This is a genomic window from Mycetohabitans endofungorum, from assembly GCF_037477895.1.
Classification (GTDB): Bacteria; Pseudomonadota; Gammaproteobacteria; order Burkholderiales; family Burkholderiaceae; genus Mycetohabitans.
This window is the reverse complement of the sequence record NZ_CP132744.1, coordinates 1,833,378-1,859,258: the sequence shown is the minus strand read 5'-3', so window position 1 is coordinate 1,859,258 and position 25,881 is coordinate 1,833,378. Positions and strand designations below refer to the sequence as shown.

The following is a 25,881-nucleotide window of genomic DNA, read 5'->3' as shown; positions in this document are numbered from 1 at the left end:
CGATGCTCTTTAACAAGTAACAGCCGATAAGTGTGGGTACTTGATGGTGCAGGCGTGCTGCACCCGGGTGGTAAAAGCCGGGTGGGGCGATGCGAAAGAATCATTAAGTCTCATACGAAATGAAGGTGGGTTTTGAGAGAATCGAAACCTGTCAACGTTTTGAGTTGAGCGACAGGGTCCTTTGTGGCCCGAACAAGTAACAGGTTTGAACTGAAGAGTTTGATCCTGGCTCAGATTGAACGCTGGCGGCATGCCTTACACATGCAAGTCGGACGGCAGCGCGGGCTTCGGCCTGGCGGCGAGTGGCGAACGGGTGAGTAAGACATCGGAACGTGTCCTAGAGTGGGGGATAGCCCGGCGAAAGCCGGATTAATACCGCATACGCTCTGAGGAGGAAAGCGGGGGACCCGTAAGGGCCTCGCGCTCAAGGGGCGGCCGATGGCAGATTAGCTAGTTGGTAGGGTAAAGGCCTACCAAGGCGACGATCTGTAGCTGGTCTGAGAGGACGACCAGCCACACTGGGACTGAGACACGGCTCAGACTCCTACGGGAGGCAGCAGTGGGGAATTTTGGACAATGGGGGCAACCCTGATCCAGCAATGCCGCGTGTGTGAAGAAGGCCTTCGGGTTGTAAAGCACTTTTGTCCGGAAAGAAAACGGCCTGGCGAATAACTAGGTTGGATGACGGTACCGGAAGAATAAGCACCGGCTAACTACGTGCCAGCAGCCGCGGTAATACGTAGGGTGCGAGCGTTAATCGGAATTACTGGGCGTAAAGCGTGCGCAGGCGGTTTGCTAAGACCGATGTGAAATCCCCGGGCTCAACCTGGGAACTGCATTGGTGACTGGCAGGCTAGAGTATGGCAGAGGGAGGTAGAATTCCACGTGTAGCAGTGAAATGCGTAGAGATGTGGAGGAATACCGATGGCGAAGGCAGCCTCCTGGGCCAATACTGACGCTCATGCACGAAAGCGTGGGGAGCAAACAGGATTAGATACCCTGGTAGTCCACGCCCTAAACGATGTCAACTAGTTGTTGGGGATTCATTTCCTTAGTAACGTAGCTAACGCGTGAAGTTGACCGCCTGGGGAGTACGGTCGCAAGATTAAAACTCAAAGGAATTGACGGGGACCCGCACAAGCGGTGGATGATGTGGATTAATTCGATGCAACGCGAAAAACCTTACCTACCCTTGACATGGTCGGAACCCTGCTGAGAGGTGGGGGTGCTCGAAAGAGAACCGGCGCACAGGTGCTGCATGGCTGTCGTCAGCTCGTGTCGTGAGATGTTGGGTTAAGTCCCGCAACGAGCGCAACCCTTGTCCTTAGTTGCTACGCAAGAGCACTCTAGGGAGACTGCCGGTGACAAACCGGAGGAAGGTGGGGATGACGTCAAGTCCTCATGGCCCTTATGGGTAGGGCTTCACACGTCATACAATGGTCGGAACAGAGGGTTGCCAACCCGCGAGGGGGAGCTAATCCCAAAAAACCGATCGTAGTCCGGATTGCAGTCTGCAACTCGACTGCATGAAGCTGGAATCGCTAGTAATCGCGGATCAGCATGTCGCGGTGAATACGTTCCCGGGTCTTGTACACACCGCCCGTCACACCATGGGAGTGGGTTTTACCAGAAGTGGCTAGTCTAACCGCAAGGAGGACGGTCACCACGGTAGGATTCATGACTGGGGTGAAGTCGTAACAAGGTAGCCGTATCGGAAGGTGCGGCTGGATCACCTCCTTTCTGGAGCAAGAAGTCTGCGCTTCAAGTACTCACGCTTATCGGCTGTGAAAGTCACAGGGACAGACGAAGGGTCTGTAGCTCAGTCGGTTAGAGCACCGTCTTGATAAGGCGGGGGTCGTTGGTTCGAATCCAACCAGACCCACCACGCGAGTCTGGTGTGCGCCACGAGCGCTGCGCGCAGCGCGGCCCGAACCCAAGGGGGGCATAGCTCAGCTGGGAGAGCACCTGCTTTGCAAGCAGGGGGTCGTCGGTTCGATCCCGTCTGCCTCCACCACTGCTCAATCGCGAGCGCTCCCAAACGGAGTGTTGGCGATTGACCCGTGGGTCAAGCAGTGCAGTATGGCTGTGACGTTCTTTAACAATCTGGAAAAAGAAGCAGTAATGTCTATTGGACGCGTCTTGAGATGGGCGCAGAAGATAGACGGGTAGTGATTGAAAGTATTGTTTTGAGTGATCTGAAAAGACGCTTGGAAGATACGGCACAACGCGAAAACTCAACCTATAGCCGGTGCGTTGCAAGACGGACTTGTTATAGGGTCAAGCGAACAAGTGCATGTGGTGGATGCCTTGGCGATCACAGGCGAAGAAGGACGCGGTAGCCTGCGAAAAGCTGCGGGGAGCTGGCAAACGAGCTTTGATCCGCAGATGTCCGAATGGGGCAACCCGGCCCGTATGGGTCATCCGTGACTGAATCCATAGGTCACGTGAAGCGAACGCGGCGAACTGAAACATCTAAGTAGCCGCAGGAAGAGAAATCAACCGAGATTCCCAAAGTAGTGGCGAGCGAAATGGGATCAGCCTGTACCATTTAGCCTCTAAGTTAGCCGAACGCTCTGGAAAGGGCGGCCGTAGCAGGTGATAGCCCTGTAGGCGAAAACTCAGATGTGGAACTAGGGGTACGACAAGTAGGGCGGGACACGTGAAATCCTGTCTGAAGATGGGGGGACCATCCTCCAAGGCTAAATACTCGTGATCGACCGATAGTGAACCAGTACCGTGAGGGAAAGGCGAAAAGAACCCCGGGAGGGGAGTGAAATAGATCCTGAAACCGCATGCATACAAACAGTCGGAGCCTCGCAAGGGGTGACGGCGTACCTTTTGTATAATGGGTCAGCGACTTACGTTCAGTAGCGAGCTTAACCGGATAGGGCAGGCGTAGCGAAAGCGAGTCCGAATAGGGCGAACAGTTGCTGGGCGTAGACCCGAAACCAAGTGATCTATCCATGGCCAGGTTGAAGGTGCGGTAACACGTACTGGAGGACCGAACCCACTAACGTTGAAAAGTTAGGGGATGAGCTGTGGATAGGGGTGAAAGGCTAAACAAACTTGGAAATAGCTGGTTCTCTCCGAAAACTATTTAGGTAGTGCCTCGTGTCTCACCTTCGGGGGTAGAGCACTGTCATGGTTGGGGGGTCCATTGCGGATTACCTCGCCATAGCAAACTCCGAATACCGAAGAGTGCAATCACGGGAGACAGACGCCGGGTGCTAACGTCCGACGTCAAGAGGGAAACAACCCAGACCGCCAGCTAAGGTCCCTAAAATTGGCTAAGTGGGAAACGAAGTGGGAAGGCGAAAACAGTCAGGAGGTTGGCTTAGAAGCAGCCACCCTTTAAAGAAAGCGTAATAGCTCACTGATCGAGTCGTCCTGCGCGGAAGATGTAACGGGGCTAAGCCAGTTACCGAAGCTGCGGATGCGCACGTTAAGTGCGCATGGTAGGAGAGCGTTCCGTAAGCCTGCGAAGGTGCATTGAGAAGTGTGCTGGAGGTATCGGAAGTGCGAATGCTGACATGAGTAGCGATAAAGGGGGTGAAAGGCCCCCTCGCCGTAAGCCCAAGGTTTCCTACGCAACGTTCATCGGCGTAGGGTGAGTCGGCCCCTAAGGCGAGGCAGAAATGCGTAGCTGATGGGAAGCAGGTTAATATTCCTGCACCGTCGTTAGATGCGATGGGGGGACGGATCGCGGAAGGTTGTCCGGGTGTCGGAAATCCCGGTCCCTGCATTGGAGAAGGCGCTTTGGCAAATCCGGGCGCGTAATTCAAGGGTGTGGGGCGAGCGGCGTTTAAGCTGCGAAGCAATCGGAAGGGGTCCCAAGAAAAGCCTCTAAGCTTCAGTCTAACGAGACCGTACCGCAAACCGACACAGGTGGGCGAGATGAGTATTCTAAGGCGCTTGAGAGAACTCGGGAGAAGGAACTCGGCAAATTGGTACCGTAACTTCGGGATAAGGTACGCCCTGCTAGCTTGACTGGCTCGCGCCAGAAGGGTGAAGGGGTTGCAATAAACTGGTGGCTGCGACTGTTTAATAAAAACACAGCACTCTGCAAACACGAAAGTGGACGTATAGGGTGTGACGCCTGCCCGGTGCCGGAAGATTAAATGATGGGGTGCAAGCCCTTGATTGAAGTCCCGGTAAACGGCGGCCGTAACTATAACGGTCCTAAGGTAGCGAAATTCCTTGTCGGGTAAGTTCCGACCTGCACGAATGGCGTAACGATGGCCACACTGTCTCCTCCCGAGACTCAGCGAAGTTGAAGTGTTTGTGATGATGCAATCTACCCGCGGCTAGACGGAAAGACCCCATGAACCTTTACTGTAGCTTTGCATTGGACTTTGAACCGATCTGTGTAGGATAGGTGGGAGGCTTAGAAGCGCGAACGCTAGTTTGCGTGGAGCCGTCCTTGAAATACCACCCTGGTTTGTTTGAGGTTCTAACCTAGTGCCCTGAATCGGGCACGGGGACCGTGCATGGTAGGCAGTTTGACTGGGGCGGTCTCCTCCCAAAGCGTAACGGAGGAGTACGAAGGTACGCTAGGTACGGTCGGAAATCGTGCTGATAGTGCAATGGCATAAGCGTGCTTAACTGCGAGACCGACAAGTCGAGCAGGTGCGAAAGCAGGTCATAGTGATCCGGTGGTTCTGTATGGAAGGGCCATCGCTCAACGGATAAAAGGTACTCTGGGGATAACAGGCTGATACCGCCCAAGAGTTCATATCGACGGCGGTGTTTGGCACCTCGATGTCGGCTCATCTCATCCTGGGGCTGTAGCCGGTCCCAAGGGTATGGCTGTTCGCCATTTAAAGAGGTACGTGAGCTGGGTTTAAAACGTCGTGAGACAGTTTGGTCCCTATCTGCCGTGGGCGTTGGAAGTTTGAGGGGGCCTGCTCCTAGTACGAGAGGACCGGAGTGGACGAACCTCTGGTGTACCGGTTGTCACGCCAGTGGCATCGCCGGGTAGCTATGTTCGGAAGAGATAACCGCTGAAAGCATCTAAGCGGGAAACTCGCCTCAAGATGAGACTTCCCCGGGGACGCGATCCCCTTGAAGGGTCGTTCAAGACCAGGACGTTGATAGGTCGGGTGTGTACGCGCAGTAATGCGCTCAGCTAACCGATACTAATGGCCCGTAAGGCTTGATCCTATAACTGGTCCGTTTTACCGTTGTGCCGTCCTCGACGACATAATCCTACCGGCTGCTTCTTGTTCCAGATTCGCTGGCGCGCCCCGCCGCGCGACAGCTCCCCCTTTTGCCTGATGACCATAGCGAGTCGGTCCCACCCCTGCCCATCCCGAACAGGACCGTGAAACGACTCCACGCCGATGATAGTGCGGATTGCCCGTGTGAAAGTAGGTAATCGTCAGGCTCCCCCCTTGCCCCCCAACGCCCGCTTCCCTCCCCGAAGCGGGCGTTGGGCTTTGCGGCCCACCGCTGAGTACGCCTGCTCGTGCACAGCACTGCAATGGTGCCGTGCACCGCCTGGACCGAGTGGGGTGGCCCCCCTCGCTGCAGTGCCACCTCGTATGGACGAGCTTGACCCAATCAGTCGCGCCGTCCCCCACGCCCCTCGTCATTGAAGTCATCGCTCGCGTGATGCAACCCGCTCGGGCCCAGTGCGGGCCCCGCGGTGCGATGCGTGCTAGTTCCTGTGCCGAGAAACGAGATGAGATGACGTGCTTCGTATGGTGCGGGTTCATTTCGCAAAACGCATCTGGCCTTGCCGTGCCATCGGCACACTGGGTAACGCGCAACGTGTTTACGATGCGGCGCGTTTTTTCAACTTTGTATGGTCGGTTGGATGCTGGGAGCCATATGAGTTGACAGGCTCGCGTACGGTTCTGGAAGCGCGTGGGGATGAGATTCCCCTGCGCGACTCGCTTGCCATTGTACCGTCAAGAACGCATCTTCGAGCGCGCGGGTCTTACCATCGCTCAATCAACGCTGGGTCAGTGGGTTGGTGTTTGTGGTGTGCGGTTGCAGCCGCTGGTCGATGCTGCCAAGCGGATCACGAAAAAGACCGATTGTACTGAAAGTTGGTCCAAATTTACTTTGTGCGCAACAATGTGCATACCTGGCACGCGAACATTAAAGTGCCATATCCTATGCAGCGGTATAGTTTAGCCTATGCGCGTACCATTTCACTGTGTGTTGAAATCGACGAACGGGCTAACTTGCTCAATGTGAATCGGGCTGGAGCCGGTGGGCGAGCAACTCTTCATCGACTTGTGTGTCAAGCGTAGCGGATCCATGAGGAGCGGAAAATGAAAACAAACGTCGTTCAGCAGGACGCAGTGCATCAATCCTCGCGCCGCTCGAGTAGGCGGTTATCCGAGAGGGGGGACGAGTCAACGCAGACATTTAAACTAGCATCAATTCAAGCCGCGTTGGCTAGACTTTCGTCTGCTTCGCAAGCGAAACACGACGGTGAACAAATTCCATATCAACAATTGGCAGCGGTCTTTCAAGAGGGGGATATTGTCTATGGTCTGGATGCGCCAAGAAAGCGCGCACTGGACACGTTAAAGCAAGCCGGGTTTAATAACTTAGACCAAGGCAGCGGCGGCACGCAAAAGCGGGACGCGCTGCCGCTTAAAAGAATTCTGATTCAAAATGACTTGACAAATGCGGTATGGGATCCACTGGATAAGCCCTACGTTTACCAGTCTGACAAGCGCATCAAAAAGACGTTAGCTGATGCCCAGCGAGGTATTGCATTCAAAAAATTTTTGTCCCGCCACCCCCGCTACAATGTTGCTAGCGAAGTGACACCAAGCCAGCAATTAACGTTAGAGGCGAGTAAGGCGTTGTGGAAGAAAACCAGTAAGGCGGGGCTTGAGTACCAGTTGCTGGTCAGGCAAAAAAACATTCACTTTATTGTGGACGACATTGATGAAAATCTCAGTGCGGTAGCAAGCAAGATAGGGCATGGGACCAGTATTACATCCAGTGAACTGAGATGGCTGTATCGGCATCAAAAAACCGAGCAGGTCAAGCAGCGTGTGCGGTTTTGGAAGGAGAACAGAGAAGTCCCGCATGATGAGATATTTAACTCGAAAAAATGGCGATTTGGTCCTGATTATGAGCAAATGTACCGGCCCAAGCAAAGTTACTGGCATGCTAGCTGGTTGACCAGTGCCCGTCCGCCCAGGCCAAAGTGAACCGTCGTCGATCCGTCTGCGTTGGAATCGGTGATGTTGAGGTTGGGAAACGCCGGTAGGCCGACCTTATTACGGGTAATCGTAACTTTTGCGCAATTTATGGCAGTTTTATCATAAAAATTTTATAGAATAACAGTCCAAAAAATCTTCAATGGCGTGCAAGCCGTGAAGCTGCTTAGTCTGCTGCGAGCGCCTCTCTAAATCATTACCGCTAGGGTAATCCCCCAAAAAACCGGTGGGAACAGAAGTAGAATTTTCTCGTTAAGGGAGTTCTACGCAATGAAAAAGTCGAGATTCACGGACAGCCAGATCATCGAGGCCTAGAAGCGGGTGGAGCCCGGGCTGGCTATGCCGGATCTTTGGCGGGAACTGGGTATCAGCACGACGCCGTTTTACAAGTGGCGCTCGAAGTTTGGCGGTATGGACGCATCGCTGATGGCACGGATGAAGGAACTGAAAGCGGAGAATATCTGGCTGCGAAGATAGTCGTTAAGGAGAAATTCAAGGCCGAGTTGGTTGCGCAGGCACTCGCAAAAAAGGGTGAAGCCATCTCGCCGCCGCGAGATGGCTCAGTGGTCGGTGCGTATTTCGGCGAACGTGACCGCCGATTTCGGGAACGTGACCGATTCGGTAGGTCTGGGCGTTGCGCGGTGTCAATTGTAGATTTCCTTGCTAGTTCTGTTCGCGTTCGGGCTCCAGTAGGTTGGGTTTCGGGGGGCTTTTCTGAGCGATTCGCCGGTGAGCGTGATCCGGTGATGACGCTGCATGAGGCGATCTAGCATCGCGTCGGCGATGGTTTCGTCGCCGATCCAGCCATGCCAATGTTCAATCGGTAATTGGCTGGTGACGATGGTCGCCTTGCCCGCTGCGCGCTCGTCGATCATCTCAAGCAAATCGTTCCGAACCATCGCGTCGAGGGGAGCCATTGCCCAATCGTCCAGTACCAGCGCATCAACGCGGGCGACCTGTAGCAACCATTTGGTGAAGCCGCCGTTGCCGTGCAGGACGCGCAGTTCTTCGTTCAGACGCGGCACGCGCAGATACAACGCCGAGTGTCCACGCCGGCAGGCGTATTGCGCAAGCGCGCAGGCAAGCCACGATTTGCCAGCACCCGTTGGGCCGCTAATGAGTAGGCTGTAATCGGCTTCGACCCAGTCGCCGAGCGCCAGGCTCATGAGCGAGCGCGAATCCACGCCCCGGCCGGCGCGCGTGTCGAGATCTTCAATGGCGGCCTGCGGATACTTCAGGCGCGCATGCTTGAGCAGTCGTGTGCGGCGCCGATCATCATGCCAACTGACCTCTCGGTCGACCAGCAGCGATAGCCGTTCCGCGAAGCTCAGGCTGGCCGCACCAGGCTGCATCATTTGTTCTTCAAGTCCATTTGCGAATCCGTCGAGCTTCAGGGCGCGCAGTTGTGTCAATGTCTGTTGCATCATCATGGCCAGTTCTCTTCATTGGTAGTAGCTGGGGCCGCGCACGTGCGCGTGACTCGGGCTGGTCCAGTTGGCAGGCGTTGCCGCCACGGCGCGATCGCGGTTATTTATCAGGGTGTCGCGCACATGGCGGTAGCGATGCACGCCCAGTTCCAGCGCGAGCGCACACGCCGCTTCGAGACGCTCGCGACCATATCGAGGAGAGAGCGAGGGCAATCCGAGGCACGCCCGGTAGCCGTGTTCTGGATGGCGTTGCTCCTGCAGTACTCGGGTGACGAGCACGCCGGTTGCCGCGCCGATCTGCTGTCCCCAATGAATGAGCCGCTGCGGCGTCCATTCAAGATGAGCGCGGTGTGCCGCTGGCATGTGCTCGATGACGGTGGTGTAGCCGCCCGCGCGATCACTGCGGGCGTGACTGGCAACGCGGCGGCCGCGATGTAATAGTTCGACGGCGCCCGCGGTGATGCGCGCATCGAGCTTGAGGCCGACCAGCGCGTGCGGCACGCTGTAGCAGTGTTTGTTGATCTGGACGTGATAGTCGATGTGAACCGTCACCGTCTTGAAGCGCGCCAGCTCATAGGGCTGCACCGGCAGCGGCTGCAGAGCCGGCGCGTCCAGCTCGGCGAATGCACTGGCACGACATCCGGGCAGCTTCTGGAACAAACGCTCGTTCAAGTTCTTGAGCAACGGCCGGATCGCGTCGTCAACCGACTGGACCGATACGAACCGGTGATGACGCAGGCGCGCCATAATCCAACGCTCTACGACTTGGAGCGCAACTTCTACCTTCGATTTGTCTTGTGGACGATACACGCGTGCAGGCAGCAACGAGGTGCCGTAATGGCGCGCGAAGTCCAGCACGGTGTCGCCGACACGAGGCTCGTAACAGTCGGGCTCGGCAATCATCGCGCGCGGGTTGTCCGGCACAATCAGTTGCGGCACACCACCATAGAAGGTCAGTGCGCGTGCAATGCCGTCCAACCAGTCATCCATCGTCTCGGCCGGCGTCGCGCATGCGAACGTGTAGCTCGAGGCGCCCATGGCAGCCACGAATACGTGCGCGCGGCGTCCGGCGGTCAGCGGCAACGTGGGTCCGGCGAAGTCCACGAACAGCTTTTCGCCGGCGCGATGAATCTGACGCATCGAGCGCTTCAGGCGTTTCGCGAATGCCTTGTAGTGCTCGCAAAACTGCGTATAGCGGTAGGTTTGCCGATCGGCGAACTCCGCCTGGTATTGCTCCCACAGCAGTGTCAGCGTCACGCCTTTGCGGCGCAGTTCTTGATGGATGCGCCCGTAATCGGGCTGGGCGTAGGCCGCTGGTCCCGTGGGCTTACCGAGCAACCGTCTCTCGAGCTCACCTTCATCCATGTCGCCGGCACTTGCCCAGCCCAGCCCAGCGGCGCTCGCCAGTCCGACGTACTTCGTGACCACGCCTTTGGAAATGCCCAGCGACGCGGCGATCCGATCGTGCGAGAAGCCGCCGTCGAATTTAAGTCGTAAAACGTCCTTGATCATGCGCATGTTCATCCGGTGCGCGGGCATGCTCTCTCCGGGCAAAGCCGGCGAGCATAGCCCGCGTAGTTGATGTCATGCGCAACGCCAACCCTGCCTTCTGGTCCGCTCGGTCACGTTCCCGAAATCGGCGGTCACAATCCCGAAACGGCCGGTCACGTTCGTCCGAAATACGCAACAAACGGGACTGGTATCTGTCGCATTCGATAGTTTTGTTTTTTGAACAGCTTATCGCTTAAACCCATCCACCTGTTGACCTAAGTGAATTTTTCAAGAAGGATGCGTATGGCGATCTTATTAAGAGGAGCAAAGCCATGACGGCGTTTGATGATGCATTTGAAAAAACGGTGGCTCGAGAAGGGGGCTACTCCAATCATTCTGACGATAGCGGCGGCGAAACGTCCTATGGTATTACTGAGGCGGTGGCGCGAGCAGAAGGGTATTTGGGTCCGATGACCTTGTTGCCCTTAGCAACCGCCAAAGCCATCTATCGGCGTCGCTATTGGGAGCAGCTGCATCTGGAGGACGTTGCCACACTATCGGTGCCGATTGCGCTTGAATTATTTGATACCAGTGTCAATATGGGCGCGCAGGTGGCAGTACAGTTTCTGCAGCGTGTGCTCAATGTGTTCAATCGTCGGCAGGCCGATTACCCCGATATGATGGTAGATGGTTTGATAGGCCTCAAAACAATCGCGGCGCTCAAAGCTTTTCTGGACAAACGCAAAGAGCCAGGGCAAGTGGCGCTTCTCAAGGCACTCAATAGCTTACAAGGGGCGCGTTACATTGAGCTGGCAGAGAGACGAGAGAAAGACGAAGCATTCGTGTTTGGCTGGGTAATGAACCGACTATGAAAGGTACTTCCCGCCCCAAGCTATTTATTTCAAAATTAGATGCAATACGTAGTAATATTCTATGATTTTTTCATCGTTGTGAGAATCGCTACGTATCCGTAACAATGCCATAGTCGCACTTAATTGAGCGATGTCAAGTGTATTGTTTCACGGCGGCTTGTTTTTAAAGCATAGTCGCTGTGCCTACATTGCTAATTCTTTCAATGATGGCGGTTTAAGTCATGATCCGTTTGGGCAATGAGATAAATGCGGTATATAGTGTTTTTGCCTTTTTCAGCCCGTCTAGCGTTCCGGCTACATGAGCGCATGGGGTGGATTTAGCATACGGGCAGGAGCAGAAACCTTTGTAAGATAGTAGGCGACGTGCCTTAGACGGGGAACACAGCTGCCCCGAGTCAGGGAGAGTGCAATGCAGCACTTGCTGAGATGGATCGCATCCTATGGTGTTCTATTCATTGTAGGGATTGCCTTGGGTTGGAGCATAAGCTCGGTCATCGCTGGTAGACGGCTGGCTGAAGAACAAACTGCGCGAGCCCGGGACCATGAGCAGCATGCCGAACAAATGAAAGCGATTTCAGACGCAGCTTTGGCCGCGCAACAGAAAGCGACCGCTATGCGTGAGGTCCAGGTCCGCCGGATTGAAACGCTGGATGCACAACTGAGTCAGGAGCGTCAAGCCCATGAGAATGAAAATCAACGTTTGCGCAATGCTCTTGCTGCTGGTACTGAGCGGCTGCGTGTCGCCGTCGTCAACTGTTCAACCCGTAGCCGTGACGTGTCCGACTTTGCCTCCACCACCGGAATGGGCAATGGTTCCCCCACCTACGCAGACCTCGACCCAGCGGTTGCAGAACGCGTTTTCCGGGTCGCTGACGACGACCAGCGAGAAATAGATAAGCTCAAGGCCTTACAAGCTTACGTGTGCGCGGTGCGGCCTGAAACCGCAGAGTGTCCCGTGACCGTTCAGTCGGCGGTACCATGACAAAACGTCTTGAACGATTGGTCATCAAAGGAGGTATCCACGCAAGTCTGTAGTGTAAATTCAAGCGTACGGTGATCGAGCAACCACGTAAGCGAAATGCGTTGGTTGCCCAGATGGCCAGCCCAAACAATGTCCATGCGATACAGTTGTAAGCATAGCATGCACGGTCTGATCAACTGGATGCCGGATGCGCGAACATATAGCAGAGGTATAGCATGACGTGGTGGTTTGAACTATTGCGTGTGCCTTCCGTGTTCAGTTCAAGGGCCTGGACACAGGATGACCTAACCCTGATAAGTGGGGTAGTGTGCGGTGCATTGATATTTTTGCTGCATAGTCGTGAGCCGTCGTGGCCGCGCAAGATAGCATATTTCGGCGTATCAGTGATTGGCGGATTTTCGGTGACCTCGTCAGTGCAGCAGTACGTGGGGCTACCGGAATGGCTTGCCGCGTTTCTGTCTACGGCGGCGATCGTGACACTGGCCAATACACTGCTGGATTGGTCAGAGAAAATAGTACCGGAACTGTTGACTCAGTTGACCTACCGGATCATTGGGAGTACGCCTGTTAATGACACTAAGAATAGCGAGTTAGAAAAATGATAAAAGCGGCAATAGCGTACTTCAATGCCTACAGCGTATGGGACTTGCTACTGCTGTGGATGAATGGGGTATTGGCAAGTGCGATTTTTCTGATTTTGTTGTTTGCCTTTAGTGCGTCAGTACCCCGGCGCAGTCCGTTGAATTGGTATGAACGAGCGATACGATTTTGGTTGGTCGCGGTGTATGGCATTTTGGCGGTACGTGTCTGTGCAGGATGGTATTCCACACCGGTGGAACCGACGCATGTGGCGGTCAATGCCTTGGTGCTGAGTTTTGTGATGATGGCGCGTGGAGATGTTGGCGTCATCACCGAGGCGTTGCGTCAAACGCGCAAGACACGCCGGAGGGTATTAAGCGAGCGTAAGCAGCCGTAGCGAAGCTTTCTTTGATTCAACACAATCGATGAGGGCAGATCTTGCGGTTGGTTGAATCGTCCAATTATTCGGTATACGAGTTGACGGTATTGGGAGCGCACCTGTCGGCGCTCTTTCGCAAAACTCGCCGGCATGAATTCAGTACCGCACTGCGCGCTGCTCCAATGCCATGATGGGCGCAATCGCTCGGATTGCCATGCCGCTTCGATGATAGCGCGGGATCGATTCATAGCGCGTGAGCCGCGCTTGTTGCTCTTTCGTTCGCGACGTTGGTGCCACGCCAGGCCAATTCGATTGCCGGCAATGCGAAACAAGTGTACTCGTAATCGAGCGAGCATGCAACGTCGCGGATATGCCGCTGGCAGCGGCCGAGCGCACGCTCAATGACATCGCCACGATTCTTTAGAGCGTGTTATGCACTTGGCAAGATAGGCGCGGCATGAACGAGCATGAGCATGGCAAAGACGACGAAATGCAAGCCGACGAGCGTTTCAGGCAAACGCTCGTCGTCGCGAGCGAGTCTTCGCAAGCGATTGAGCCATCCAAAACTGCGTTCGACGACCCATCGGCGCGGCAGCAGGATAAAGCCCTTCCTTGCCTCTGGCCGTTTGATAACCTGCAATTCGATGCCTTTATCTTGCGCGGCTTGTGCAGGCTCTTCTCCTATATAACCTTAGTCGGCAAAGGCAAGCTTCACGCTCTGCCCGCTCACAAGTTGCCCCTCTTGTGCCAACAGCGGAACCTGCGCGCGCGCTTGCTCATTGACCGGCGTGACATGAACCGCCAGCCAATGCCCGAGCGTATCGACGGCCATATGCACGTTGCTTGCCCGTTTGCGCTTGTAACCATCGTAGCCTGCGCGTGGGCCACGCTCACAACTCGACTGCAACATACGCCCGTCCAGGACCACCGCACTGGGCTGACCTTGGCGACCCTGCGCAACACGCAGCACCGAACGCAAATCCTGAACTATCGCTTCGAAGCAGCCCGCTCGCAGCCAGCGTTGAGTTTGCTGATACACCGCCTCCCATGGCGGAAAGTTCGTCGGCAGCATGCACCACGCAGCGCCCGCACGAGCTAGCCAACGCAGTGCGTTGAACAACTCGCGCAATTCATACCGTCTTCGCGGTGCATCTGGCCCCATCAACGTTAAATACGCAGCAGCGAAGCGCCATTCTTCGTCCGTCACGTTGCTCGGATAGGGTCTGCGTTTCTCCATCTCGATTCGATTTTGAGCCTTGCTGAAAGTGCATAACACGCTCTAGGCGATGAGGTGGGGCGGCCTGTCGGCATCAAAAATCGTTTGGCGGAGAGCGAAATCGCGTCCACGCAATTAACTCGTGCAGTTTTTGCGGTTGCATCCTCTGGCGCAGAGTAGCAAACCAAAAGTGGTTGGTTGCTTGTGCGTTTGACAAATCTGCACGCGTTGCGCTGGGCTTTGCAAGGCGGGTGTTAGATGCAGCAATATATTTTGCGATCTGCTGAAATAAATTAGGCGGACGGGGCGCCCATTGGCTACTCGTTAAATTTTGTTCGGGCTCTCCTGTTTTTTGGGCAGTGGTAAACATGCCGGGTTTAAAATTGTCCACCTTACCCGATACTTGCATTTCAGGCATGCCATAATTATAGTTCGCTTCAAATAAACGTCGTCCGCGAGGTGTCGGTGTTGACTTCTCTGTGACCGGCATATCGAAACCCGTAGAGACTCGGCCATTTCCTTTGCCGTGACCGAGCCGGAGATTGCCGGTAGAGTCGAACGTATTAGCCATAAAATTTTTATAGGCTTGGAGTCGATCCGCCGGCGTTTTTCCCTCAAAAGCCCTTTGGATGTCGGCAGCCATCCGGTTGCGTTTTAGGATATTGGCATTGTAATCGGTGGCAACCCACACATCACGTAATTCAGTACCATAACCATGGCGAGTATATTCATCGGCCAAAATCGCACGGCCGAACCCGCGTAGCCGGCCCATCGCTGCCGCCTGCTTTGCCAGTCCCGCCCGTTTTTGTTTCCAGATAGATTTAGCCTCATCCTCTCCGATATTATCATCTTGCTGATTTTGCGCTTTTTCCGCTTCTTCGAACTGTTGCGCGCCCGCTCTGTACAGTAATGTCATTTGATTCATCAAATGCTGACCGGTTGCGCTCGCAATGAGGTGGTTAATGCTTGTTGATCCAGGGTCTTTGCCTTCATTCACTGCAGCTTCCTGGTGGGTTAGTGGGCGACCCGTTTGTTGTGCTGCCTCGGCATAAAAAGGTCGTTTCGAGTTATATTGAGTGTAGCGCTTACTAACATTTTCACCATAATATTGCTTAAGCCACTGCTTATCTGTGTCACTAATAGCGGCCGCAGGCCCATATTTTACCTGATAAACGATATCAGGCCTGTTAGCATCGTGCTGATCATCATAATAGAAGCTTTTTTCTTCCAGCTCGGGTAATCGACGCTGCGGTGGCTGGGCGAAACCCGCTAGGCTTTTGCGGACTAATTCGATGGTACGCTGATGAAAATCGCGCTGCTGCGCATCTTGTAGCGCATCTGATGCCAGCGTGGGCTCCGAAAGCTTGCGTTGCCGACTTCGCTCTGTCCAATGTCGAGCGCGTTTATTCGGCAAGGCGTGTATCGGTTCCGACTCTGAGTATGTCCGTTTCCGCTTCATTTCCCCTCCTAGTAGAGGCGACTATGTATCGCTTTTTCGCTGCCCGGCCGTGGCTTAAAAACTGCGCTCGCAAGTTTGTGTCAAATTTCTACGCTGATACCAAGTAAGATATCGTCGATGTACTTGACGATCAAGCGCTAAGCGGTGTTCGACGAAAAGAAGTGGCCGCGGTGTGCGGACAGTGTTTTAAGATTTTAAGTGGAACATCCGGGGCAGTCATGCTGCCGATTTGATCGCAGGCAGCGTCGCGAAGTATGCATCAACCGGCTAGATTTGAATCCAGCCGGCTCGTCGCATTGTCCACGTACACCAGCAGCGTGCACTGTAGCGCGCGCTCCTCAAACCACGAATGCTCGCTGCCGTCAATCTGGATCAGCTCGCCCAGGCATGCGTGCCGTACCCGCGGCTACTGAAGCGCCGGTTAACAAATTCGATCCCAATGCCTTTGACCTTGATTTCGCAAATCAGCGGTTCTTCGAGGCCAAGTTTTGATCGTCAATGCGGTCTCAAAATGCCGTTTACGCTTCTCCATGGTTGGAGCGCCTTTTTCGCAGGTCGACCATTGAGTTTAGGCTAAGTTGCTCAACAAGCGCTGGCGGTTCTACAACGGACCACGACCGCCTAACGCCCATCATTACCCAACCTTCTGCCATGGCCCGTCGAGCCTAGTTGGTGTCCGACCGTATCGACTTACGGTTCATTGCCCGAGTGATCATTAAATTCCGCCTTGGGTCACCCGCATCGTAGGCTGTTTCGCCGCGGGCGGAAACACTTGCCATGAGCCGTCGTCGTGCCTGAAAAAGAACACGGTCTGCACGCCTGTCGGCCTTAAGGCTTCTATGCATACGTAGCGCCGCTGATTGGAATGCATGCGGCTGAAGCGTGCAATTCGAATGGACGTCTCAAGAGTGGGCGAGAACCATTTATCGATAAGCAACCGCAATGACATCCCGGCGTTATTCACGATCTCTAGTTTTATTGAACGCTTATTGCATCATCGTTTTACGGTTTACTACAAACTCTTGGTGAACTCCGTCTTAAGCCATCCTCTGTATACGGGCGGGCGCCGCGTCCATCTTGAAATCGATGGGTACAGACACCCGATGGTAGAACATGTCGAAAAACATGCTTCTTTAGCACGGAGATAGCACGGCGCCCAAGGCCCGGTCCGTCAAAGTTCGCATGCAGCTTTTTTGTTCCTTGCAATTCCCTGTTGAAGGCGGGATTCGGTTTACATCGCGGCTTCGAAGATTGCGATGACTTGGGCGAGGGTTGCTTTGCGAGGATTGGTCAGCATGCATGCGTCCTTCTGCGCATTGCTAGCCATAACTTCATGATCGTGTGCCTTCACGCCCAGGCTAGCCAGGCCCGACGGGATACCGACGGACGCGGATAAGTTCCGGATCGCTGTTACAGCAGCCCGCGCAGCGTCGACTGTACTGAGCCCGGTGGTATTTACGCCGAGCAGCGCAGCGATGGTGGCAAAGCGCTCTGGCGCGGCGATAAGGTTAAACTCGCACACGTGCGGCAGCAGGATCGCATTGCAGACTCCGTGCGGCAGGTTGTAAAACCCGCCGAGCTGATGTGCCATCGCATGCACATAGCCGAGCGACGCATTGTTGAACGCCATGCCGGCGAGGTACTGCGCATAGCACATTGCGGCACGTGCTTCCATGGATTCGCCGTTCGCCACTGCCTTCGGCAGCCATGCGCCGATCAGAGCGATTGCCTTTTCGGCGCACGCGTCGGTAATCGGTGTGGCTGCGGTGGAGACGTAGGCTTCCACTGCGTGGGTCAACGCGTCCATGCCGGTCGCAGCGGTCAATGCCGGTGGCATCGCCACCATCAGGCGCGGATCGTCGATCGCAATGAGCGGAGTACAGCGCCAATCGACGATGGCCATTTTGACGTGGTTGCTTGAGTTGGTGATGATGCAGAATCGCGTCATCTCTGCCGCAGTGCCGGCCGTCGTGTTAATAGAAATCAACGGCGTCATGGGCACCGTTGATTTGTCGATACCTTCGTAGTCGCGGATATGTCCGCCGCCGGCGGTGACCAGCCCGATGCCTTTTGCGCAGTCGTGCGACGAGCCGCCACCCAGCGAGACGATGAAGTCACAACCTTCTTGCTCGAACAGCTTGACACCGTCGTGGACATTGATGTCGGTCGGATTGGGTTCGGCACCTGGAAAGATCACGGCTTGAAGCCCAGCCTCACGAAGGTAGCCTGAGATGATCTCGGAGATCCCCATCTTGTGCAGGCCGGTATCCGTCACGATAAGCGCTTTTTTTGCGCCGAGCGACTTGGCTCGAGCACCGGTTTCGCGTGCACACCCCGGTCCGATGAGGGTCACGCAGGGAATGAAAAAGCTGTCGGTACGATCAGCGATGTTTAGGTAGCTCATTGCGTCTCCGAGTTTTTGGGGGGCTTACTATCTTGTGGCCAAAGGGTTGACGCACGAACCGTACCAGCGTCCGAATGGACGATTTTTCAAGCGCTCTCCTTGGGATGTGTCATGCGCATTGTTGTCATTTGAGGCAATGTGTTGCGTTATGGAGCAGTCCAATCCGCTTGTCCGCGCTGAGCATGAAACAATGGCCACTGCGGAAAACACGGCCACGCCCCAATAATCATTTTTATTTGAAATTGTCGACTTGGAACCAATCTGGCGAAAATCTCGCGAAGCTTGCCACCCGTCGTTCACGGCTTCCGGGGTATTACACGTCGGTGGTCGCGTGACCGTGAGCAAGCATCTGCCAGGCGAGCTTGCTCACCAGCGCTCACAGTGGTTCGAAATTGAGCGCAATCGCAATCTCCTGCTGGCCCTCGGTCCGGGTGGAACGTCTCTGGCTTGCGTATCAACTGGCTTCGTCGTCAGCCAGAGGGTATCAATGCGGGCCATCGCAGTGGGGTCGGCGCTGCCCACCGCCTGACTGCCTGACTACGTGCGCGGCCCGGCGTCGGTTGCCGCGGCCGGCATGACCACCACCGTGCAGGTCGTGCCGGCGGACAGAATCAAGCCGTCGGGCACCTGATCGATATGGATGCGTACTGGAACACGCTGCGCAAGACGGACCCAGTTGAAGGTTGGATTGACGTCGGCAAGCAGTTCGCGGCTCATCGGGTTATCGCGGTCGGCGATGCCGCGCGAGATCCCTTCGACATGGCCTTTCAATACCGCGCCGCTCATCAGTCGCATCTCGGCCGGGTCGCCGATTTTAAGCAGCGGGATCTTGGTTTCCTCAAAATAGCCGTAGACCCAGAACGAGTGGCTGTCAACGAGCGCCAGCTTAGGCTGCCCGGCGATGGCGTAATCGCCGCGATAGGCATTCAAGTTTGTCACATAGCCATCCACTGGCGCGACCACGGTCGTGCGCTCCAGGTTCAGCTTCGCCGCGGCGAGCTGCGCGAGCGCCTGTTCATATTGGGCCTGGGCGCTGGCGGCTTGGATCACAGCATTTTCGCGGTTTTCCTTCGAAACAACCAGTGCGTCCAGATCCCGGCGTCGGGCGGCATCGTCACGGCGCATCTGTAGATCCGCCTTGCGTGCCGCGACTAGTGCCTCGGCTTGCTGGACGGCGATGCGGTAATGGTTCGGATCGATGCGCATCAGGACGTCGCCGCGATGCACGAACTGATTGTCCCGCACCGGAAACTCGACAATCTGCCCCGATACGTCCGGCGCGATATTGATAATCTCCGCTCTGACACGTCCATCGCGGGTCCAGGGCGAATCCATGTAGTGGACCCACAACGCGCGACCGAGCAGCACGGCAATGGCGAAGATCGCGATAGTCGCAAAGAAGCTGAAGATACGGCGAAGTTTCATGTCCGACTCTTTTTGAGTTCAACGATAAACGGCGAGCCCGAACAGGCAGACGATACCGGTGAGCAGGCTCGCGCGGGCGAGCGACGGGTGCCAGAACAGACGATACACGCCAAAGTAGGCCAATACGCGATCAAGCACCCACGTCAACGCGGTGCCGGCCAGCGTAGTGAGCAGGAGCATGGGTACGTAGGCGTCGAACAATGCGATGTCACGCGGCATGGGTAGTCTCTCGTCGGTGAGGGCCATGCGGGCCGGGCGTCAGCTCGCTGAGCGGAGATTGAGCATCGAGCAGAGCGGTCCGGATGAAATGCAAATAGCTCAAAGTACGTTGCAGCCTGTGCCGGTCATCGCGCGACCTAACGACACTGCGCAGCATGGCCAGCGCTGCGTTAATACTGGCCGCGGTCGCCTCGCGTGCGTCGGCGAGCCGTCGATGGCTGGGTGCGGAGAACAAGGCAGCCAGTGTGTTCAGCATGTGCTGCGTGGCCTGCCGCCACGGCATGTTGGCCGAATAGCGGGGGTCGGCGGGGAGTCGGTCGAGTTCCGTGCGTAATTCGATTACGGCATGACCGACTTCGAGCACGGTAAAGGTCCACGATAGCATCCGCATTTGCAGGTCCGGACGATCCGCGGTGACTGCGTTGGCTTGGTGCAGCAAGTCACGCGTGCCGCTTTCCAAGTATTGGCGGGCCCGGCTCAGTCGAGCGTTGCATGCGTCCACGACCTGGTGCAGCAGGGTCCGCTGCAGTTGCTTATGCAGCCACGGACTGGCCGGCGGCAATAGTACGGCACTGATCAGCGCGACGACGAGCATCGCGGCAATTAGCGCGATGGCATCGTTTATGTACGAAGAAGGGTCGTAGCGCACGACGTTGTCGGGGCCAGCCAGGAAGCAAAAGAATACGCAATAGCCCATGCCAAACGCGGCCCAGCCTGGACGCGTGGACATCAATACGCCGAACATCAGCAAGGGGGCAAGGGCGGTGCACAACAACACGTAGCCGTCCAGGTGCGGGAAGAGGCCGAACACCGCGATGAAACCGGCGAGCACCGCGACCATCGTACCCATCGCCATCTGCGCGGCGCCCTTGGCGGGCTGCGGCATTGATGCGACCAGCGCGCTCGTGGCGGCTGCGTTCAACACCGCCATGCCGCCGCTGGGCCAGGCGGTCTCAATCCAGAATGCAGCGAACACCAACATCGCGATGGCCGATCGCACGCCAGCCACGCCCGCCGCCACGGTATGGGTGCGCGGGATGTAGCGTTGTGCATCGTACTCGCGCTCGTGAAGGTCCGTGCTCAGCGACGCGTACGTGAGCGCGTACGCGTGCATCTCTTCGACGAATCGGTACAGCAACTCGGCTGCGGTGTCGAAGTCCAGCAGCGCGATGCCTTCACGCTGTTCGAGCTGCGCTCGGGTATCCCGTATGCGGCGCGGCAACGTCTGCTTGAACGCCTGCAGCTGTGTCGCCACGTGCTGTGCATCCTCGGCGCTGCGCACGGGTTCGCCGCTTTCCTTCAGCAGTAGCGGCGCGACTTCGCGAAAATACGGTTCGATTGCCTCGACAATCTGAACCTGGCCGCCTGCCCGGATCCGGTTCATCAACTGGTGTAACGCATGAAAGCGTGTCGACGCATTCATGAACTCGGTGTTCAGCCTCGACAGCCGGCCACTGCGCATTCGGCTGCGCGGATCCTCGAACACTGCGAAGCTGCGCATCGCTTCTAAACCGACGACATCGGCGGCAAAACGTGCGTTGGTGCGTTCGGCGCGAGAGCGGTCAATCCGGCCCGCCAGCGTGTCCGATACAAATTCGACGAACGCGAGGTATCGCGCCTGGACCGTGGAGCGAAGCGCGTCAGCGGTGTGCTGGGGCAGCACCAGCGCGCTGACGGCGCCAGCGCACAAGATGCCCAGCGTAACCTCCGTGACCCTTGTCACGGCCGCCATGAACGCGCCGTCTGCATGCTGGGCGGCCGGAATGCCCACCAGCGCGGCGGTATAGCCGGCGAGCACAAACCCGTACGAGCGGAAGTTGCGGTTGCGTGCCGCGCCAAAGGTGCAAATGCCCACCCAGAGCGATACGGATAGCAAAAACAGTTCACGCTGTTGCGCAAATAGTGAAACCAGCGCGATCGTCACGACCGAGCCAACCACGGTCCCCACGATCCGGTAAAAGCTTTTGGCGAGCACCATCCCGCTTTGCGGCTGCATGACAATGAACACGGTCGTCATCGCGGTACGCGGTTGCGGTAAGTCCAGCTTCATGGCCACGCCCAGCGCAAGCAACGCGGCGCCAACGGTCTTGAATAGATAAATCCATACCCGGCCGTCGATGCGTAACCAGTCGCGCACCGTGTCGCGCCATGCGGACGATGACGTTAACCGAGCCAGCGCGGATGGGGTGCTGCTCATTGCGATGCCTGCCGGGCGACGGCCTTGGGCACGCGTGGATCCTCGTCGGACGGGCCGTCGCCCGGATCGACCCGTCCGCCACCCAGCGCGGCCGTCAACGACGCGCGCGCCGCCAACTTCGATGCGTGGATGATCTCGGCGTCCTGTTGTGCCTGCAATAATTGGGTTTGCGCGCTCAATACGGACAGGTAGTCGGTCAAGCCGCGCCGAAAGCCGGTGGAGGCCAGATCGTAGCTGCGCTGGGCGACGGCGACCGCGCGCTGCGCTGCATCCTGCTGGATATCGAGCGATTTCAACGTGACGATCTGGTCCGCGATGTCCTTTAATGCGTCAACCAGCGTTTGATTGTATTGATCGACGGCCAGGTCATAGCCGGCGCTGGCGGCATCCAGCTGGGCGCGCAGCCGCCCGCCGTTGAAGATCGGCAGGGATATTGCTGGCCCCACCGTGGCAGCATGCGCTTGGGACAGCAAAAAGGCCAGCGGCCCGCCGCCGACGAACATTGCGCCGACCGAGGCCAGCAGATTGACGTTCGGATAGAAGGCGGTCCTGGCAACGTCGACACCCGCGGCGTTGGCGGCCACGCGCCAGCGCGCGGCGACCACGTCCGGCCGATGACCGAGCAACTCGGCAGGCAAGTTTGATGGCAGGCTCACCGGCGTCTGGAGCGAGAGCGTCGGACGTTGCAGCGCGGCGCCCGCTCCCGGGCCTTTGCCGGCCAGCGCGGCAAGCTGGTTGCGTAGGAGCGCGATCTGTTCGTCGAATGCCGCGATCTGGCGTTCGCGTTGAGGCAGCGGAGCTTGTGCCTGCGTAAGTTCCAATTGGGTACCGATACCGCCTTGCAGCCGCCGTCGCGCAATGTCGACAATCGACTGCTCGTGCGCCAGCGTCTGCGCGGCGATGTCCCGTTGCGCGAACGCGAGCGACAGCTTGATGTAGGCGCGCACGATGTTGACCGCGAGTTCAAGTTGCGCCGCCCGGGCATCGACCGCCTGCATGCGCGCCGCGTCGAGTGCGCGTTCGGCGGCCTTCTCATCGTGTCCCCACAGGTCTAGGCTATACGACAACGACAGTCCGATCGTGTTGTTCCACGTATCGGCGTGCGCTAGCGGCCCAGGACCGTAATACACATTGTCGGGCCAGTGCTGCCGCGTTATCGACAGATTGCCGTTGAGTTGAGGCGAGAGATCGGCCTGCGCAACGCCGGCTATCGCCTGCGCCTGCCGTACGCGATCCCGAGTCATCGCCAAGCTGGGCGAGCCGGCCAGCGCGTCGGCGATCCACTGATCGAGCTGCGGATCAAGGTACATTTTCCACCATTGCTCGTTCGGCCACTGTGCATCGACGCTTGCCGCACGCACGGCCTGGGACACATCGAGCTGACCGGCGTCAACCGGCTTGGCATGAGGAGCAATGCCATGGGTACTCGCACAGCCCGCAATAATCAAGTAACTTGCAAAAATTACGGGAGTCAGCGTGGTGAAACGTCGGACGGATCGCACGGCTATCTCGAAACACCCCGAAATGACTGGTCAGTAAAATTATATTTTTGAAGCAATTTCTGAATAAGCGACCAATTTGAGATAATTCCTTACCAAAAAAGTAATAAACGCTCTTGCGAAATGTGCAACAATTTTTTGATCCGCACAGGAAGCCCGTTATGGATACGCTGCAAAACATGAGGGTGTTTGTCCGCGTTGTGGAGGCGAAGAGCTTCACGGCCGCGGCGCAGCAAATGAATACGACGACGGCGTACGCATCGCGGGCCATATCAGATCTGGAGGCGCATCTGCGCACCCGATTGCTGAACCGTACGACGCGGCGCATCGCGCTCACGGAGGCGGGGGAGCGATACTTGCAACGGTGCGAGCAGATCCTTGCCTACGTTGATCAGGCCGAAGCCGAAGCTGCCGACGCACACGCACGACCCTCGGGCCGGCTCAGAATCCATGCGACCACCAGTTTCGGTCAGTATTATGTGGTGCCTGTTGTCACGCGTTATCAGGAGCGTTATCCGTCTGTGTCGGTCGATCTGACGCTGTCGCAGCACGTGCCGGATCTACTCGATGAAGGCTACGATGTCACGCTGCAGGTCAGCGCAAACGAACTGCCCGATTCCGGATTGGTATCGCAGCGGCTTGGCGACTCGTATAGCGTGCTATGCGCCTCTCCGGCCTATTTGGAAAAGCGTGGCACGCCCCGCAACGTCCGGGATCTAGCCGGCCACACCTGCCTGCGCATCGTGACATCGATTTTTCCCGGTGATCATTGGCGCTTCGACGGGCCGGACGGCATGGAGACGATCGAGTTGCCGGCGCCGACGTTCCAGGTCAATGTGTCGGACGCGCTCGCGGTGGCACTGCGCGAAGGAATGGGCATTGGCGCGCTGCTCACGCCTTCAGCGTTGCCGGCGCTGCGCAATGGCACGCTGGTGCGCGTGTTGCCCGACCACAAGATGCAAAAGATGACGATTTACGCGATGTATGCGTCGCGGCAATATTTGGACGCGAAGATCCGGACCTGGGTCGAATTCCTGCGCGAGCATATTTCGAAGGCACTCGCGGCCGACGAGGCCGCGTTGCAGACCTTCGGGGTGCGCTAGTCATGGACCGCAGCGCAGCACTTTTCCGGGATTGAATACATTGCCGGGATCGAGTGTCGCCTTTAACGCACGCATCAATTCGAGTTCCACAGAAGATTTGTAGCGTGCCACGTCGTCGATCTTCAATTGCCCGACGCCATGTTCGGCGCTGATCGTGCCGTGGTGCGCATGGACGCTATCGTAGACAATCCGGTTCACGCGCGCCTGGTGCTCGGCCAGAAAGGCCTGCGGATCCACACCCGCGGGCGCCTGCACGTTGTAGTGCAGGTTGCCGTCGCCTAGATGCCCGAAGGTGACCATCCGCGCGCCGGGCACGGCTGCGGCGATCGCCGCGTCGGTGGTGTCGATGAACTCGCCGATGTGCGAGCTTGGCACCGCGATGTCGTGCTTGATATTGAGCCCTTCGTTGGCTTGCGCGAGCGGGATGTGCTCACGCAGTGCCCACAATGCGTTCGACTGCGCCAGGCTTTGCGCCACGAGCGCATCGTCGACGATACCGCGCTCGAACGCCCGCTCCATCAATCTCTCGGTGAGCTGGCTTGCGTGCGCCTCGCTTTCGCCGTCGGATAATTCGAGCAACACAATCTGCGCATGCGGGGCGGCGAACGGGTATCGCTGCGACGGGAAATGGTGGGTGACCAGCCGCAGGCAGAAGTCGGACATCAACTCGAAGCCGCTCAGCAGCGCGCCGGCGGTGTCGCGGGCCAGCGCCAAAAGCTGTAGCGCGGCGTGTGGCGAGGCAACGCCGGCCAGCGCGGTGATGCGCGCGGTCGGTTGCGGATAGAGTTTCATCACGGCTGCCGTGATGATGCCCAGCGTGCCCTCGGCACCGATAAAAATATCGCGCAGGTCGTATCCAGTGTTGTCCTTGCGCAGCCCGCGCAAGCCGTTCCAGACCTCGCCCTTCGCGGTCACGACTTCCAAGCCCAGGCACAGTTCGCGCGCGTTGCCGTAGCGCAGTACCGCGGTGCCGCCGGCGTTCGTCGCTAGGTTGCCGCCCAACGTGCAGCTGCCTTCGGCCGCCAGGCTGAGCGGGAATAAGCGGCCGGCGTCCGCCGCGCGAGCTTGCACCTGGGCGAGGATGCACCCGGCTTCTGCGGTGATCGTGTCGTTGATCGGGTCCACCGCGCGCACGCGGTCCAGTCGGCGCAGGTTGAGCACCGCCTGCCGTCCGCTGGCGTCCGGCGTGGCACCGCCGGCCAGCCCGGTGTTGCCGCCTTGCGGCACCAGCGCAACACCGAATTGGGTGGCCAATCGTACCAGCGTGGCGACTTCTGCCGTGCTTGCCGGACGCAGCACCGCGCAGGCGCGGCCGACGTACCGGCGGCGCCAATCTGTCATGTAGGGCGACATGTCGTCCGGGTCATCCAAGACCTGGTCTGCGCCAATGGCTTGCTGGCAAGCTTGCAGGAAGGCGGGCAGTGCGGCGGTGTCGTGAGGCATCG

Annotated in this window: 15 protein-coding genes, 2 tRNA genes, 3 rRNA genes and 3 pseudogenes; 13 read left to right on the top strand and 10 right to left on the bottom strand. The window is 57.3% G+C overall.

The window, feature by feature from the left end:
- Window positions 1–207 precede the first annotated feature (207 nt).
- From RA167_RS08045 to RA167_RS08010, 8 genes and pseudogenes are all read left to right on the top strand, one after another.
- Window positions 208–1,740, top strand: a 16S ribosomal RNA gene (locus RA167_RS08045).
- 68 nt (window positions 1,741–1,808) lie between these two features.
- Window positions 1,809–1,885 (top strand) — tRNA-Ile (locus tag RA167_RS08040).
- Window positions 1,886–1,938: 53 nt separating this feature from the next.
- Window positions 1,939–2,014 (top strand) — tRNA-Ala (locus RA167_RS08035).
- Window positions 2,015–2,275: 261 nt separating this feature from the next.
- Window positions 2,276–5,160: ribosomal RNA gene (locus RA167_RS08030) — 23S ribosomal RNA — on the top strand.
- 109 nt (window positions 5,161–5,269) lie between these two features.
- Window positions 5,270–5,383, top strand: a 5S ribosomal RNA gene (rrf, locus tag RA167_RS08025).
- Together the 16S, 23S and 5S rRNA genes with 2 tRNA genes alongside form the textbook arrangement of a ribosomal RNA operon.
- A gap of 503 nt (window positions 5,384–5,886) precedes the next feature.
- Window positions 5,887–6,033 (top strand): annotated as a pseudogene (locus RA167_RS08020) (IS66 family transposase); the annotation flags it as partial.
- Window positions 6,034–6,278: 245 nt separating this feature from the next.
- The gene (locus RA167_RS08015) at window positions 6,279–7,175 is read left to right on the top strand and encodes a hypothetical protein (RefSeq protein WP_139336974.1); all 897 of its coding nucleotides are present in this window, start codon (window positions 6,279–6,281) and stop codon (window positions 7,173–7,175) included.
- Between the two features lie 330 nt (window positions 7,176–7,505).
- Window positions 7,506–7,757: pseudogene (locus RA167_RS08010) on the top strand (transposase); the annotation flags it as partial.
- A 71-nt stretch (window positions 7,758–7,828) separates the two neighbouring features.
- Here the strand turns inward: RA167_RS08010 and istB are convergent.
- Together istB and istA are read right to left on the bottom strand one after the other, a co-directional pair.
- The gene (gene istB / locus RA167_RS08005) at window positions 7,829–8,614 is read right to left on the bottom strand and encodes an IS21-like element helper ATPase IstB (RefSeq protein WP_139336973.1); all 786 of its coding nucleotides are present in this window, start codon (window positions 8,612–8,614) and stop codon (window positions 7,829–7,831) included.
- A 12-nt stretch (window positions 8,615–8,626) separates the two neighbouring features.
- Window positions 8,627–10,150, bottom strand: coding sequence for an IS21 family transposase (gene istA / locus RA167_RS08000; protein WP_076785148.1), 1,524 nt, complete (start codon window positions 10,148–10,150; stop codon window positions 8,627–8,629).
- A gap of 284 nt (window positions 10,151–10,434) precedes the next feature.
- Here istA and RA167_RS07995 point away from each other — a divergent pair, with 284 nt between their 5' ends.
- From RA167_RS07995 to RA167_RS07980, 4 genes are all read left to right on the top strand, one after another.
- On the top strand, window positions 10,435–10,974 hold the full coding sequence (locus RA167_RS07995; protein ID WP_076785147.1) for a glycoside hydrolase family 108 protein: 540 nt from the start codon (window positions 10,435–10,437) through the stop codon (window positions 10,972–10,974).
- Window positions 10,975–11,383: 409 nt separating this feature from the next.
- Window positions 11,384–11,956, top strand: coding sequence for a lysis system i-spanin subunit Rz (locus RA167_RS07990; protein ID WP_076785146.1), 573 nt, complete (start codon window positions 11,384–11,386; stop codon window positions 11,954–11,956).
- 215 nt (window positions 11,957–12,171) lie between these two features.
- Window positions 12,172–12,558, top strand: a complete 387-nt coding sequence (locus RA167_RS07985) for a putative holin (RefSeq protein WP_083705964.1) — start codon at window positions 12,172–12,174, stop codon at window positions 12,556–12,558.
- Window positions 12,555–12,932 (top strand): hypothetical protein, encoded by a 378-nt coding sequence (locus tag RA167_RS07980; RefSeq protein ID WP_076785144.1) that lies wholly within the window; start codon window positions 12,555–12,557, stop codon window positions 12,930–12,932. The genes RA167_RS07985 and RA167_RS07980 overlap by 4 nt, the downstream gene beginning before the upstream one ends.
- 412 nt (window positions 12,933–13,344) lie before the next feature.
- On the opposite strand, the pseudogene RA167_RS07975 reads toward RA167_RS07980, so the two are convergent.
- From RA167_RS07975 to RA167_RS07940, 7 genes and pseudogenes are all read right to left on the bottom strand, one after another.
- Window positions 13,345–14,151 (bottom strand): annotated as a pseudogene (locus RA167_RS07975) (IS5 family transposase).
- 73 nt (window positions 14,152–14,224) lie between these two features.
- Complete coding sequence (locus tag RA167_RS07970) at window positions 14,225–15,589, bottom strand: hypothetical protein (protein WP_139336972.1); 1,365 nt, start codon at window positions 15,587–15,589, stop codon at window positions 14,225–14,227.
- 1,231 nt (window positions 15,590–16,820) lie between these two features.
- Entirely contained in the window at window positions 16,821–17,993 is a 1,173-nt protein-coding gene (gene mdh, locus RA167_RS07960; protein WP_076785140.1) for an iron-dependent methanol dehydrogenase, read from the bottom strand.
- Window positions 17,994–18,530: 537 nt separating this feature from the next.
- Window positions 18,531–19,418, bottom strand: a complete 888-nt coding sequence (locus tag RA167_RS07955; protein ID WP_076785139.1) for an HlyD family secretion protein — start codon at window positions 19,416–19,418, stop codon at window positions 18,531–18,533.
- An 18-nt stretch (window positions 19,419–19,436) separates the two neighbouring features.
- Entirely contained in the window at window positions 19,437–19,637 is a 201-nt protein-coding gene (locus RA167_RS07950) for a DUF1656 domain-containing protein (protein WP_076785138.1), read from the bottom strand.
- Complete coding sequence (locus RA167_RS07945) at window positions 19,627–21,834, bottom strand: FUSC family protein (protein WP_076785137.1); 2,208 nt, start codon at window positions 21,832–21,834, stop codon at window positions 19,627–19,629. Before RA167_RS07945 ends, RA167_RS07950 begins: the two co-directional genes overlap by 11 nt.
- Complete coding sequence (locus RA167_RS07940) at window positions 21,831–23,336, bottom strand: efflux transporter outer membrane subunit (protein WP_076785136.1); 1,506 nt, start codon at window positions 23,334–23,336, stop codon at window positions 21,831–21,833. Before RA167_RS07940 ends, RA167_RS07945 begins: the two co-directional genes overlap by 4 nt.
- Window positions 23,337–23,494: 158 nt before the next feature.
- Between RA167_RS07940 and RA167_RS07935 the strand changes: the two genes are divergently transcribed.
- A complete protein-coding gene (locus RA167_RS07935) occupies window positions 23,495–24,436 on the top strand; it encodes a LysR family transcriptional regulator (RefSeq protein WP_076785135.1) in 942 nt (313 codons plus the stop codon).
- Here RA167_RS07935 and RA167_RS07930 read toward each other — a convergent pair whose 3' ends face one another.
- A complete protein-coding gene (locus RA167_RS07930) occupies window positions 24,437–25,879 on the bottom strand; it encodes an FAD-binding oxidoreductase (RefSeq protein WP_076785134.1) in 1,443 nt (480 codons plus the stop codon).
- Between the last annotated feature and the right edge of the window lie 2 nt (window positions 25,880–25,881).

Bases quoted from the DNA above. Each gene is read 5' to 3' on its own strand.
- mdh (WP_076785140.1), bottom strand. From the start codon at position 17,993: ATGAGCTACCTAAACATCGCTGATCGTACCGACAGCTTTTTCATTCCC.
- RA167_RS07970 (WP_139336972.1), bottom strand. From the start codon at position 15,589: ATGAAGCGGAAACGGACATACTCAGAGTCGGAACCGATACACGCCTTG.
- RA167_RS07955 (WP_076785139.1), bottom strand. From the start codon at position 19,418: ATGAAACTTCGCCGTATCTTCAGCTTCTTTGCGACTATCGCGATCTTC.
- RA167_RS07995 (WP_076785147.1), top strand. From the start codon at position 10,435: ATGACGGCGTTTGATGATGCATTTGAAAAAACGGTGGCTCGAGAAGGG.
- RA167_RS08015 (WP_139336974.1), top strand. From the start codon at position 6,279: ATGAAAACAAACGTCGTTCAGCAGGACGCAGTGCATCAATCCTCGCGC.
- RA167_RS07985 (WP_083705964.1), top strand. From the start codon at position 12,172: ATGACGTGGTGGTTTGAACTATTGCGTGTGCCTTCCGTGTTCAGTTCA.
- istB (WP_139336973.1), bottom strand. From the start codon at position 8,614: ATGATGATGCAACAGACATTGACACAACTGCGCGCCCTGAAGCTCGAC.
- RA167_RS07980 (WP_076785144.1), top strand. From the start codon at position 12,555: ATGATAAAAGCGGCAATAGCGTACTTCAATGCCTACAGCGTATGGGAC.
- RA167_RS07945 (WP_076785137.1), bottom strand. From the start codon at position 21,834: ATGAGCAGCACCCCATCCGCGCTGGCTCGGTTAACGTCATCGTCCGCA.
- RA167_RS07935 (WP_076785135.1), top strand. From the start codon at position 23,495: ATGGATACGCTGCAAAACATGAGGGTGTTTGTCCGCGTTGTGGAGGCG.
- RA167_RS07990 (WP_076785146.1), top strand. From the start codon at position 11,384: ATGCAGCACTTGCTGAGATGGATCGCATCCTATGGTGTTCTATTCATT.
- RA167_RS07930 (WP_076785134.1), bottom strand. From the start codon at position 25,879: ATGCCTCACGACACCGCCGCACTGCCCGCCTTCCTGCAAGCTTGCCAG.
- istA (WP_076785148.1), bottom strand. From the start codon at position 10,150: ATGCCCGCGCACCGGATGAACATGCGCATGATCAAGGACGTTTTACGA.
- RA167_RS07950 (WP_076785138.1), bottom strand. From the start codon at position 19,637: ATGCCGCGTGACATCGCATTGTTCGACGCCTACGTACCCATGCTCCTG.